The organism is Prosthecobacter sp., assembly GCF_049294395.1.
Classification (GTDB): domain Bacteria; phylum Verrucomicrobiota; class Verrucomicrobiia; order Verrucomicrobiales; family Verrucomicrobiaceae; genus Prosthecobacter.
In genome coordinates this window covers 1-11755 of record NZ_JBAQCR010000203.1, presented here as the reverse complement: position 1 = coordinate 11755, position 11755 = coordinate 1, and the positions used below count along the sequence as shown (strand labels likewise).

Below are 11755 nucleotides of genomic sequence, written 5' to 3'. Positions count from 1 at the left end.
CGGCAAGGTGCAGGGCGTGATTTCGCTCGGCGGTGGCGGTGGCACGGCCATCGGCACGGCGGCGATGCGGGCACTGCCGGTGGGGTTTCCGAAGGTGATGGTGTCCACGCTGGCGGCTGGAAACGTGGCGCCGTATGTGGGCACGAAGGACATTGTGATGTTTCCGAGCATCGTCGATGTGAGTGGCATCAATCGGATTTCCCGCGTGCTGCTGGCCCGCGCGGCGGGGGCGATCTGCGGCATGGTGGAAAGCACGGTGCCTGAGGGCGTGGACAAACCGCTGATCGCTGCTTCGATGTTTGGCAACACGACCGAATGCGTAAACCGGGCGAAGCAGGTGCTGGAAGACGCCGGGTATGAAGTGCTCGTTTTCCATGCCACCGGCACGGGCGGCAAGATCATGGAGTCGCTGATCGAAAGCGGTATGTTTGCAGGCGTGCTCGACATCACCACCACCGAATGGGCGGATGAACTTTTGGGCGGTATTCTCAGCGCCGGCCCCACACGCCTGGATGCGGCCGCAAGGACAGGTACTCCGGCCATCATCACACCGGGCTGCCTCGACATGGTGAATTTTGGGGAGCGCGCGAGTGTGCCTTCGAGGTTTGAAGGACGGCACTTCTACATTCACAATCCGCAGGTGACGCTGATGCGCACGGATGCTGCGGAATGTGCGGAGCTGGGCCGCATCCTCGCCTTGAAGGCAAATGCCTACCGTGGCCCCGTCACTGTGCTGCTGCCTTTGAAGGCCATCAGCATCATCAGCGCTGCCGGCAAACCCTTCCATGATGCGGAGGCGGATGCGGCATTGTTTGATGCCATCCGTCAGAACCTTCGGCCCGGTATTCCGCTGGTGGAGATGGACTGCGAAATCAATGCGCCGGAGTTTGCGGCGGCGTGTGCGCAGGCGCTGCTGAGCAACATGGCCAAAGCGGCCGCCTGATTGCAAACCGGCGTTCGTTATATCATTGCAGCCTCCATTGGTCAGGCCACCTTGGCTCTCACATGAACTACCCGCTCACTTTCCACTTCAAGCTTCTGGCCTTCTCTCCGCAGATCTACGTGACGGATGCCCATGGCGGCACGGTTTGCTATGTGAAGCAGAAGCTGTTTCGCTTCAAAGAGAAGGTGGAGGTGTTTGCGGATGACACGATGAGGACGCAGCTGGCGACGATTGAGGCGGACCGCATCATTGACTGGTCGGCGCGCTATACATTTAGATCTCCCACGGGTCAGGTGCTCGGAGCCATTGGCCGGCGCGGAATGAAGTCGCTGTGGAGAGCGCACTATGATGTCTTTGCTCCTGGAGCGCAGACGCCGACTTTTGCAATTCAGGAAGCGAATCCGTGGACGAAAATGCTGGATGGCCTGGTGGGTGAGATTCCCATCGTGGGAATATTCACCGGCTACATGCTGCATCCGAGCTACATTGCCACCCGTGGCGAGGCGGGTGCTCCCACACTGCGCCTGACCAAGCAGCCCGCGCTTTTCGAAGGGCGCTTTGGATTGACGCAGGAGGGGCCGGCGGATGAAGGGGAGCAGCTGGCACTGCTGCTGTCATTCCTCATGATGAATCTGCTGGAGCGGGCGCGGGGTTAAGGAAAGTAGCAATCTCTTCAAGGTCGACCGACGATTGCAAATCTGCGGTCGTTCTGTCATTGCAGCCTTGAGCCGTCCGGTCACCTTCGCGGCCTCATGTACTACCCGCTTAACTTCTGCTTCAAGCTTATGACGTCCACGCCGGAGATCGATGTCACGGATGCGTATGGCGGCACGATCTGTCATGTGAGGCAGCAGTTTTTTCGCCTTAAAGAGAAGGTGGAGGTGTTCGCGGATGACTCGGAGAGGTCGCTGCTGGCGACGATTGAGGCGGACCGCATCATCGACTGGTCGGCGCGCTACACGTTCAGATCTCCCGATGGGCGGGAGTTGGGCGGGGTGGGCAGGCGTGGAATGAAATCCATGTGGAAGGCGCACTACGATGTGTTTGCTCCAGGTGAGGAAAAACCGACGTTTGCGATTCAGGATGTCAATCCTCTTATCACCATGCTGGACGCCCTTGTGAGCGATATGGGCATCAACCTGGTCTCAGGCTACTTCCTGCGCCCGAGCTACATCGCCACCCGTCGCGAAGGCGGAGCTCCCACGATGCGCCTGACCAAGCAGCCTTCGCTTTCCGAAGGAAGCTTTAGATTGAAGCAGGAAGGCCCGGCGGATGAAGGAGAACAATTGGCGCTGATGCTGTCCTTCCTCATGATGAATTTGCTGGAGCAGGCTCCGGGCTAGCCTGTATCTGTGGAACAGGGATCCTTGTTGCACAGCAACAAGGCTACTTTGACAACCGCTCAAGCACCGCTGCAGGAAGCTCCACGGTCTTCTGCCGGCTGGAGGTGCCGCGTATCAGCGTGATCTGGCCTTTGGGGCAGTCGAGGGCTTCGGCGAGGAAGCGGATGAGCTCGGTGTTGGCTTTGCCATCCACGGGCGGGGCGTGCAGTTTTACCAGCAGCACGGGGCGGCCTTTTTCATCGGCGGTCCAGCCGGCGAACTCGGATTTTTTCGCGTTCGGTGTGACGCGGACGGCGAGCTGGGAACGATCGGTGGAGGCGGCCATGATCAGACGAGTTTGAGGCGCTTGCGCATGAGCCACTCGACGGTGAGCAGCAGGATGGCGGCACCGAACCACCACCAGCTGGACCAGAGATTGGTCTCCTGGGTGATGACCTGCTTGCGGTCGATGCTTTGCAACAGGCTGGGGAGATCGGTGGCGGCTTGTTCTTCGCGCAGGAAACGACCGCCGCTGTTGGTGGCCATGGTTTCGAGCAGCGTGCGGTTCATGGTGAGCGTGGCCCACTCAGGATTGCCATTATCAGAAACGTGGAGGGAGAGGCGTGCCTCACTGCGTGGCGCGCTGGGGCTTTCCGCGACCGCGATCTCATAAGTGCCAGCTTTGAGCGGCGGGGTGAGAGCGCGATAAACGCCGATGTGGGTTGGGTCCGCTTCGAGCTGCAGGGTGGCGACATCAGCGCCGTCGTGGATGAGGTAGGCGCGGGGTTGCGCATCGGTAACGATGTCGCCTTTGTCATTGCGCACACGCACGCGGATTTCAGAGGCTTCGCCGGGCAAGTAACGCAGGCGGTCGGTGCCGACGGAGAGTTTCTTTTGGTCGATCTGAAACGGCGGCGCGGCGATCCAAGCACCGAGCTGCATCCACAGGCGCTGATGATACAAATCCGCGACCTGAAAGCGCCAGCGCCAGAGCTCATCTGTGCCGAGGTAAAGCACGGCACCGGCGCCGACCTGACGGAAGACGATGGTGGGCTGCTGCGCTTTGGCGAGGGTGATGGCTGCGGGCAGGGGCTCGACATTTGCGTGCCAGTTCACTTTGGAAAGCGTGGGCCAGAGGGCGGTGTTGGCGCTGGGGCTGTCGCTGAGGCGCAGGGCATCGAAGCGCTGGCCATCGGTGGTGAGTTCGAGGCTGGTGGGCTGATGCTTGGTGCTGGAAGGGACAAACTTGACCGGGATGAGCGGGGCCGTTTTGCCCTGGCTCCATTCGTGCAGTTTGCCGCGCTGACCATCGATCATGATCAAACCGCCGCCGCGTTTTTCGACGAACTCAAGGATCCAGTCGAGGCTTTCCGGCTTGAGGCGGCCTGGTATGACTTCACCGAGGATGATGAGGTCGTAGCTCAGGAGTTCGTCGCGAGTTTTGGGGAAGTCTTTTTGCAGGCTGCCATTGGCGGCGTTGTCAGCCATGTTATCGAAGATGCTGGTGGCCTGCCAGCGCTCATCGCGGTCGAAGTGGTTGTGGATGTAGCGTGACTCCCAGCGTGGACGGCCATCGAGGATGAGCACCTTGCGCTTCTTTTCCAGCAGATGAATGGAAAGCTCGCGTGCGTTGTTGGAGCGGGTCTTTTCCAGCGCGGCGCGGTCGCCGCTGGCGGATATGAGGATGTTCACGCTGCGCAGAGTTTTGTCGCGCTGACCGGGGGCGGGCGGTGGCAGTTCGGTGACGGGGAAGATGAAATCGAAACCCTTCTCGCCTTTGCCATCGGTGGTGAAGTCTTTTTTCCACAGCACCTTGCCCTGGCTTTCGATGCGCACATTGGCAGGAACACCGGCGGGCATGCTGTCATTGACGGTGAGGCGGCCCTGGAAGTTCTCTTTGGAGAAGACGGATTCGGGGGCCGCGACGGCCAGCAGGGCCAGGTCCGGCGGTGGGATTTCAGTGCCAAAGCCGATGGTGAAGATGGCAGTGCCGCTGGCTTTGAGTGCGGTGCTGAATTCTTCGGGAGAGCCGGTGGAGTTGTGCTGGCCATCCGAGAGCACAACGAGCGCGGTGCCTGCGGTGGCGGGGCCGAGTGCGGAGCGCAGGGTTTGATCGAGATTGGTGATGGGTGAGGTGGCGGGCATCTCAAACGTGGCGGGCATGTCGCCGGAAGTGTCCTTGCCGCCCTGGCGGTACCACCACAGGCGCTGCGTGTTCATGCCGCGCAGGGCCACGAGCTCCACATCCTGGGTCTCGGCGAGTTTTTTCAGCAGTGGTGTCGTGCCTTTAAGGAGCAGGTCTTCGGCGCGTTGAAAGCGTGCTTTGGAAGTGCCTGCGGCGGCACCGGCGGCCTCATCCGTGAGCTGCATGCTGGCGGAGCTGTCCACCGCGACGACGACGCGGCCAAGCTGACGCAAGGTGGTGACATGGCGCAGGATGGGACCGGCGAGCGCCAGCACGAGAATGAAGACCGCCAGCGAGCGCAGGATGGCGGGCACCTGCGCGGCACGACTGCCGACGTACTTCAATTCACGGCGGTAGAGAAACCACATCAGGGCCGCAAGACCGAACGCGAGCACGACCACCGGGAGCGGCGAATAGCCGCCGGTGAAGCGCAGGGAGGTTTCGGTCTGGGGTGTCATGATCAGGCGATGATGGAGAGATTCTGGCGGTCCAGTTCAACGAGCGTGTGAGACTGCAATGCGGAAACAATCGCTGGGAGATGGGTCTCGAACATCTTGCAGGTGTCGCGGAGGCTCATGTTGCCGGTACGGACCAGCACCAGCTTCCATGGACGTCCGTGCAAGAGATGAGAATAATAGAAGTCGGTATCTTTGGAGATGACAACTCGCTGCTCGGCCATTGAAACCGAATTGAGCGCGCTGTCTTTCGCGGCGTTTTGATCCGGCAGATCGATCGTGTGAAGGGCATCATGGCCTGCGGCGGCGAAAACACGCCGCAGGGCAGGGGGGAGATGCGCATCGATCAGGAACTTCATGCCGCGACGAGCTGCCAGCTGCGGAGCTTGAGTGATTGATTCGCAAATTCAATGCAGGCCCGCAGGTCGTCGCGAACGAGATCGGGGAATTCGGCCAGGATGTCTTCAAAACTGTCGCCGGCGGAGAGATACTCCAGGATGGATTCCACCGGATAACGCAGTCCGCGAATGACGGGCTTTCCATGGCAGACTTCAGGATCAATGGTGATCCGTGAGAGAAGGGTATCCGTGGATTGTTCGGGGGTCATGCCAGTTAATACGATTTCTGGAGCAGGGTTTCAATCGGTCGTTAAGCCTGCGTCAGCCTTTGGCGATGTGCTGTTGCAGGAGGACTTCGGCGAAGAGAAGGCCCAGCAGGAGGATGAGCAGGGGCTGCCAGAGTTCGCTGCCGTGGCGGCGGGTGCGGTCGAGCGCTTGGTAGGCGGGCAGGGTGTCGGCAAAGGCAGCGTCGTAACGGGTGGCGATTTTTTGGATGTCGGCGGAAGGCAGGGCTTTGAGATCGGACTCGGTGCCGTCGATGTTGAAGGCGAGGAGCATGGTCTTTTCTGTACCGACTTTTTGCAGTTGAAAGATGCCGGGCTGGGTGATGGAGGGGCTTTGGACGAAGACGGCGTCACCTTCTTTGACGGACTTGAGCGTCTGCGTCTGGCCGGTGGGATCGCGCAGGGTGAACTCGGCACCGAGCTCGGCTTTTTCCAGCGGCAGGCGGATCGAGGAACCGACAAGCTGCCAGGCGGGTGCGCTGCCTACGGTGGCGAGGTAGGTGGTGAGGCGCTGCATGAGCGGCACGAAGAAGGGCTGCAGTGGCAGATTGCTCCACTCCGCATTGGCCGTGGTGGCGGCGGCGATGACGCGGCCGCGGCCGTACTTTTTCTCGATCATCAGCGGCACGTTGCGGTCGAGATTGAAGATGCGCTGAGTTTGATCCCCCTGCGGTGCGAGCTCAAGCCAGTGGCGGAACTCGGCGTCTTGGAGGCGACCCGCACGAGTGTCATTGAAATACAGCGCGGAGGGATGCGTGAAGCGCTGCATGAGGATGCGCGCTGGCAGTGAGTCGGAATCGGCGCGGGCCTGGCCCTTGATGGCGGCAGGATACATGCCTTCGCCTTTGCGGAAGAACTCGCGGTTGTACCAGTCCAGATCGCAGTCAGGTCCGGCGAAGACGAGCAAGCCGCCGCCTTCTTTGACGAATTTGTCGATCTCAGTCTGAGTGTTGCCCTGCAGTTTCTGCACATCGGCCATGATGATGACTTCCTGCTGGCGGAGGTCTTCATTGCGTATCTTTCGCAGATCAATCTTCTTGGTGCGGATCAGGTCTTTGAGCGTGGCTGCTGCGACGGTGTGCGGCGTGAGGGCGATCTCAAGGAAGTCGGTGGCGCCGCTGAGCGGTTCTTTGCCGGGGCTGCCATCAATGAGCAGGACGTTGAGCTGATTGCGCACCTGCACGATGGAGTGGAAGGCATTGTCGTCGGCGAAGCTGTCGCCTTCGAGGCGCACGGAGAGTGAGTGGTCTCCGACTTTGTCGAAGGCATGAGTGAAGGAGAGAACAGCCTCGCCTTCAGGAGCGAGCGAAACACGGGCGGTGCGCAGGCGTGCGCCATCGGCTTCGAGATGTACGGGGATGTCCTGCCAGGGGCGTTTGCCGTGGTTTTTGATGCGCACACGCAGGCCGATGGGCTGGGACTCAGCGGCGACGAGTGCGGAGATGTCGGCGCTGGCGATGCTGATGTTCTCCGCGAGATCACTGCCCACACGGTAAAAGGTGATCTGCGGCTTGGGCTCCTGCTTGGAGATCGTTTCGAGCGCGGGCAGTGCGGCACCGTCGGCGATGGCTTTCCAGTCGGCTTCCTGGAAGTCGGAGACGATGACGACTTCGCGCGTGGCATTGGGGGAGTCCTTCAAGGCCGAGGTCGCAGCTTGGAAGGCATCGTTCGCAGACAGCGGGCCGGACATGGAGGGCACCTCGCTGAGTTGCTTGGGAATGAGGGTGCGATCCGTGGTGGCTTGATCCAGCAGCTTGCGTGGTGTGCCACCGGAGAGAAGGACCTGCGCGCTGGAGCCGTCTGGCAGATCGGTGATCATGGTCTGCATGTCCTGCCGCGCCTGCTGCATGACGGTGCCGCCGGGCAGCGTGGTCTGAGCGGCAGGGGCGCGCATGGAGAAGGAATCGTCCAGCATGACGATGAGCGAGGAACTGCCGAGGCCGAGCGAACGCAGCGCCGTGAGCACCGGGCGTGCGAGACAGAGCGCGAGCACGATGGGAATGGCGATGCGGATGATGAGCAGCAGGAGCTGCTCGACTTTCATCTTGCGCTTCCGCTGACGGATGACCTCATGCAGCAGGTGCATGGCGCCCCAGCGCACGGTGACGACCTTCCGCTTGTTGAGCAAATGGATGATCAGCGGGATGAGAAAGGCCGCTGCGCCAAATAGGAGAATGCCGTGAAGAAAACTCATCGCATTCTCAGTGCTAAATAACTCCGCAGCGCGGTGGAGTGGGATTCGTCGGTGGGCAGGCTCAAGTAATCGACCTGGTGTTTGCGGAAGCCTTCCTTGAGCTGGGCGGCGAAATTCTGCTGGGCCTCGATGTAGCGCTGTCGGATCGTGGCGGGATCGAGGAGGAGGAAGTCGTCGTCGTTTTCGAGGTTTTCAAAGCGTGCCCAGTTGCCAAAGGGGAAGTCGATTTCATCGCGATCCCAGAGCTGGAGGGCGATGATCTCATGACCTTTTTTCCGCAGGACGCCGATGGAGCGCAGGAGTGCTGCGGGATCGTCGAAGAAGTCGCTGATGAGGATGACAAGGCCACGGCGCTTGAGGCGCTGGGCGAGGGATTCGAGCACCGGGGCGAGGCTGGTGTCCTTGCCGGGCTCGGTCTTGACCATCGTCTCAAGCAGCAGATGCAGGTGCGTGATCTTGGTGCGGCAGGGGATGACGTCGCGCACCTTGGAGTCGAAGGTGATGAGGCCCACGGCATCCTGCTGGCTCATGAGCAGGTAGGCGAGGGATGCGGCGAGCTTGCGGGCGTAGTCGAACTTCAAAATGCCCTTCTGGCCGCGGTAACCCATGCTGCCGCTGGCATCGAGCACGACGGTGGCGCGCAGATTGGTCTCTTCGTCAAACTCACGGATGTAGAAGCGGTCGGTGCGGCCAAAGATCTTCCAGTCGAGGCGGCGGATTTCGTCCCCTTGAACATACGGGCGGTGCTGGCGGAACTCGACGCTGAAGCCCTTGTGTGGCGAGGCATGCTGGCCGGTGGTGAAACCCTCGACAACCGTGCGCGCAAAGAGCTGCAGAGTCTGCAGACTGGTGATGTCTTCGGCTTGAAGAATGTCGGAGAGAGTAGCCACGGGGGGATTTGAGGGCGGTGGGTGCGGAGGGGGCTTAAGTGCTCAGTGCTCAGTGCTCAGTGTGGAGCTGGTGGTGGTGGTGGTGGTGGGGTCGAGGAGGGATTGGATGGCGTCGGGGATTTGTGAGGGGGAAAGGAAGAATTCGGGGGAGGGTTCCTGGACTTTAGAGGAGAGAGGGGCGAGGCAGAATTCTTCGGCCCGGTTGGACATGGTGTTGAGCATGCGGCCGATTTCGCGGGATTTTTGGAAGAGGGGGCGCGCTGTGGTGGCTTCGAGATAGCCGTCATCGACGGCGCTGATGAGCCAGTGCTGCGTTTCGTTGTTCTCACTCTCGGCGTCGCTGAGCTTGCTCTGGAAGTGCTTGATGTAGTCGCGCTTGCCCCACGCCTCAGCGATCTGGGCGCCGATGGAGCGTGCGGCGCGGCGAAGCTGATCGGTGAGCGAGTACTTCTCCTCCGGCGGAAAGGCTCTCGATGCTCTGAACCTCCCCCCTGCAGATCACGTGCCCTTTCATAGACGCGAAGCTCCCAGAATGCTTTCGCAAACGTCAGCTTGGTCTCGTCATTCATGCTCATTGCAGGCCTGTTTCCTGATTTTAACTGAGCACTGAGAACTGATTACTGAGCACTTAAGCTCCCTTCAGCTCCCAGGCCCTCGAATTCTCACAGCACTCGCGTTTCGCTCTTCTTCGTCTTCTTCACCAGTTCGGCGATGATCTGGTCGACCGTGATGCCTTCGGCTTCGGCGTGGAAGGTGGGAACGAGGCGATGGCGCAGGGCAGGGGCGGCGAGGGCTTCGATGTCGTCTGTGGTGACATGCGTGCGGCCCTGAAGAAGGGCGCGGACTTTGCCGGCGAGGACGAGCATCTGGCTGGCACGCGGGCCGGCACCCCAGCTGAGCATGCTCTTCACGTACTCGGAGGCGTCGGGTTCCGTGGGGCGTGTGGAACGGACGAGATCGAGGACGAAGTCGATGACGTGATCAGGCACAGGCACCTTGCGGGCCAGTTGCTGCGCGGCCTGGAGTTCTTCAGCGGTGATGACGGCTTCGATTTCCTGTGTCACGCCGCCCGTGGTGCGGGCGATGATTTCGCGCTCGTCATCGCGCGTGGGGTAATCGACTTTGATGAGGAAGAGGAAGCGGTCTTTCTGGGCTTCGGGCAGCGGGTACGTGCCTTCCTGCTCGATGGGGTTCATCGTGGCGAGCACGAAGAAGGGCTTGGGCAGTTCATGCGTGACCTGACCGACGGTGACATGCTTTTCCTGCATGGCCTCAAGCAGGGCAGCCTGCGTTTTGGGAGGCGTACGGTTGATTTCGTCGGCAAGGATGATCTGGGAAAAGATGGGGCCTGGCTGGAAGACGAGTTTGCGGCGGCCTGTCTCCGCATCTTCCTGAATGATCTCGGTGCCGGTGATGTCCGCAGGCATCAGGTCGGGCGTGAACTGGATGCGGCGGAAGCTCAGGTGCATCGCGTCCGAGAGCGATTTGACGAGCAGGGTCTTGGCAAGGCCGGGCACACCTTCGAGGAGGCTGTGACCGCCGGCGGCGATGGCGATGAAAACCTGCTCAATGACGGCCTCCTGTCCGACGATGCGTCTGCCGAGAGCAGCTTTGAGTTTGTTGTAACCTGAGACGAGAGCGGCGGCAGCAGCGGAGTCGGACATGGGGGAGATGACGAAATCAGAATGACGAGTAAAATAGAAGCCGTGAAAGGCATCCACGGGCGGAGAGTGAACACGAGGACGGAGCACGAGTTCTTTCCACTCTTGCACTCATGCTGGCAAGAAGACAAAAAAGAGGGATTTGCAGAATCCTGCTAAATCAGATTTTGCTGACGCAGGCGACGGCCATGGCTGCGATGCCTTCCTCCCGACCGACGAACCCGAGGCGTTCGTTGGTCGTGGCTTTGACGCCGACCTGATCGGGCTGGATGCCCAGTGCGGCGGCGATGTTCTTTTTCATCGCGGCGGCGTGGGGATTCACCTTGGGTGCTTCAGCAATGAGGGAGGAGTCCACGTTCTCAATGCGCATGCCTTTGTCTGCGGCGATCTGGGTGCACTTTTCGAGGATTTTGAGACTGCAGATGCCTTCGATGGTGGGATCGTTGGGGGGAAACCAGTGGCCGATGTCGGGCTCGCCAAGAGCGCCGAGCACGGCGTCGGCGATGGCGTGACTGAGCACATCCGCATCCGAATGGCCTTTGAGGCCGCGCGAATGCGGGATGGTGACACCGCCGAGGACGAGGGGGCGGCCTTCTTCAAAGGAATGAACGTCGTAACCGATGCCTGTGCGTACCATGGGGGAAATCAGGCGTTGTGGTCGGCGGCTTTCTTCAAGCTGGCAAGCACCTCGGGGATGGGGAGGTCGATGCGCTGGCGGTTGAGGAAGTAGCTGACGTTTTCGTAGCCTGCTTCAGTCAGGTGGTTCAAGGCGGTGACGAAATGCTCGCCGACGCGAAAGGCGCGATGCGAATCGGAGCCGAGGACGATGGGGATCTTGCGATCAGCCATCATGCGCAGCATTTCATTCCCGGGATTCATTTCGGAGTAGCTCTTGTTGAGGCCGGAGGTGTTCAGTTCCATGGCCACACCGGTGGCCGCGATGCGGTCGAGAGCGGTGGAGACGGTGTTTTTGACGATGGCAAAGCACCAGGAGTCCGGATGGTAGTTTTTGACCAGATCCGGGTGTGCCAGGCAGTCGTAGAGGCCGGATTCAGCCGACTTGGCGAGGTGCTCGAAGTAGGTGCGGCGGAAGTTTTCGATGGTGCCGGTCTCGAACTTGTTGAGGTATTCCTTGGCCTGCCAGTGAACGGCGCCGAGCACGTAATGGAAGTCGGCACGCTTGTGGAGGTTGGCGATGTATTCCTCACAACCGGGGAAGAATTCGCTTTCGATGCCGAGGCGGATGTCGAGCTTGCCCTTGAAGGCATCGGCGGCACGCTGAACGAGTGCGACGTAGGTGTCGAACTCACTCTCCGACATGCGCACCGTGGGCCAGAAGCCGTTGGGCATGGGGCAGTGGCAGGTGAAAATGATGCCTTTGAGGCCGGCCTTGAGGGCCTGCTGGGCGTACTCTTCCGGCTCACCCCAGGCATGCTTGCACAGCGGGGTGTGCATGTGGGAATCGTAAAACAAAGCGCCAGAC

13 protein-coding genes and 1 pseudogene are annotated in these 11755 nt (G+C 60.7%); 3 read left to right on the top strand and 11 right to left on the bottom strand.

All coding sequences use genetic code 11. The features are described 5' to 3' along the window. From WAW39_RS12845 to WAW39_RS12835, 3 genes are all read left to right on the top strand, one after another. Positions 1–943: Tm-1-like ATP-binding domain-containing protein (locus WAW39_RS12845; protein ID WP_422319405.1), on the top strand; the 943-nt coding region annotated here is incomplete at its 5' end. 62 nt (positions 944–1005) lie between these two features. After that, positions 1006–1599: a hypothetical protein gene (locus WAW39_RS12840; protein ID WP_422319403.1), complete on the top strand. Its 594-nt coding sequence runs from the start codon at positions 1006–1008 to the stop codon at positions 1597–1599. A gap of 96 nt (positions 1600–1695) precedes the next feature. Further along, on the top strand, positions 1696–2286 hold the full coding sequence (locus tag WAW39_RS12835; RefSeq protein WP_422319401.1) for a hypothetical protein: 591 nt from the start codon (positions 1696–1698) through the stop codon (positions 2284–2286). Positions 2287–2329: 43 nt separating this feature from the next. Here the strand turns inward: WAW39_RS12835 and WAW39_RS12830 are convergent, their stop codons facing one another. The 11 genes and pseudogenes from WAW39_RS12830 to WAW39_RS12780 all read right to left on the bottom strand — a co-directional run. Then, entirely contained in the window at positions 2330–2611 is a 282-nt protein-coding gene (locus WAW39_RS12830) for a DUF167 domain-containing protein (protein ID WP_422319399.1), read from the bottom strand. Between the two features lie 2 nt (positions 2612–2613). Next, positions 2614–4908, bottom strand: a complete 2295-nt coding sequence (locus WAW39_RS12825; protein ID WP_422319397.1) for a hypothetical protein — start codon at positions 4906–4908, stop codon at positions 2614–2616. 2 nt (positions 4909–4910) lie between these two features. Further along, the gene (locus WAW39_RS12820) at positions 4911–5264 is read right to left on the bottom strand and encodes a DUF5615 family PIN-like protein (protein ID WP_422319395.1); all 354 of its coding nucleotides are present in this window, start codon (positions 5262–5264) and stop codon (positions 4911–4913) included. Continuing rightward, on the bottom strand, positions 5261–5512 hold the full coding sequence (locus WAW39_RS12815) for a DUF433 domain-containing protein (protein WP_422319393.1): 252 nt from the start codon (positions 5510–5512) through the stop codon (positions 5261–5263). Before WAW39_RS12815 ends, WAW39_RS12820 begins: the two co-directional genes overlap by 4 nt. A gap of 52 nt (positions 5513–5564) precedes the next feature. Beyond that, positions 5565–7721: a BatA domain-containing protein gene (locus WAW39_RS12810; protein WP_422319392.1), complete on the bottom strand. Its 2157-nt coding sequence runs from the start codon at positions 7719–7721 to the stop codon at positions 5565–5567. Beyond that, positions 7718–8611 carry a DUF58 domain-containing protein gene (locus WAW39_RS12805; RefSeq protein WP_422319390.1) on the bottom strand — a complete coding sequence of 298 codons (894 nt, stop codon included), beginning with the start codon at positions 8609–8611 and terminating at the stop codon, positions 7718–7720. Before WAW39_RS12805 ends, WAW39_RS12810 begins: the two co-directional genes overlap by 4 nt. A 42-nt stretch (positions 8612–8653) precedes the next feature. Further along, on the bottom strand, positions 8654–8821 hold the full coding sequence (locus WAW39_RS12800) for a hypothetical protein (protein ID WP_422319388.1): 168 nt from the start codon (positions 8819–8821) through the stop codon (positions 8654–8656). 48 nt (positions 8822–8869) lie between these two features. Next, a pseudogene (locus WAW39_RS12795) lies at positions 8870–9031 on the bottom strand (four helix bundle protein); the annotation flags it as partial. Positions 9032–9273: 242 nt separating this feature from the next. Further along, positions 9274–10275 carry an AAA family ATPase gene (locus tag WAW39_RS12790; RefSeq protein ID WP_422319386.1) on the bottom strand — a complete coding sequence of 334 codons (1002 nt, stop codon included), beginning with the start codon at positions 10273–10275 and terminating at the stop codon, positions 9274–9276. A 157-nt stretch (positions 10276–10432) separates the two neighbouring features. Beyond that, entirely contained in the window at positions 10433–10909 is a 477-nt protein-coding gene (gene ispF, locus WAW39_RS12785; protein WP_422319384.1) for a 2-C-methyl-D-erythritol 2,4-cyclodiphosphate synthase, read from the bottom strand. 8 nt (positions 10910–10917) lie between these two features. Further along, on the bottom strand, positions 10918–11755 hold an 838-nt coding region (locus tag WAW39_RS12780), incomplete at its 5' end, for a histidinol-phosphatase (RefSeq protein ID WP_422319382.1).

Excerpts from the sequence above, each read along its gene's own strand:
- WAW39_RS12840 (WP_422319403.1), top strand. The coding sequence starts at position 1,006 with ATGAACTACCCGCTCACTTTCCACTTCAAGCTTCTGGCCTTCTCTCCG.
- WAW39_RS12815 (WP_422319393.1), bottom strand. The coding sequence starts at position 5,512 with ATGACCCCCGAACAATCCACGGATACCCTTCTCTCACGGATCACCATT.
- WAW39_RS12835 (WP_422319401.1), top strand. The coding sequence starts at position 1,696 with ATGTACTACCCGCTTAACTTCTGCTTCAAGCTTATGACGTCCACGCCG.
- WAW39_RS12820 (WP_422319395.1), bottom strand. The coding sequence starts at position 5,264 with ATGAAGTTCCTGATCGATGCGCATCTCCCCCCTGCCCTGCGGCGTGTT.
- WAW39_RS12810 (WP_422319392.1), bottom strand. The coding sequence starts at position 7,721 with ATGAGTTTTCTTCACGGCATTCTCCTATTTGGCGCAGCGGCCTTTCTC.
- WAW39_RS12825 (WP_422319397.1), bottom strand. The coding sequence starts at position 4,908 with ATGACACCCCAGACCGAAACCTCCCTGCGCTTCACCGGCGGCTATTCG.
- ispF (WP_422319384.1), bottom strand. The coding sequence starts at position 10,909 with ATGGTACGCACAGGCATCGGTTACGACGTTCATTCCTTTGAAGAAGGC.
- WAW39_RS12790 (WP_422319386.1), bottom strand. The coding sequence starts at position 10,275 with ATGTCCGACTCCGCTGCTGCCGCCGCTCTCGTCTCAGGTTACAACAAA.
- WAW39_RS12830 (WP_422319399.1), bottom strand. The coding sequence starts at position 2,611 with ATGGCCGCCTCCACCGATCGTTCCCAGCTCGCCGTCCGCGTCACACCG.
- WAW39_RS12800 (WP_422319388.1), bottom strand. The coding sequence starts at position 8,821 with ATGTCCAACCGGGCCGAAGAATTCTGCCTCGCCCCTCTCTCCTCTAAA.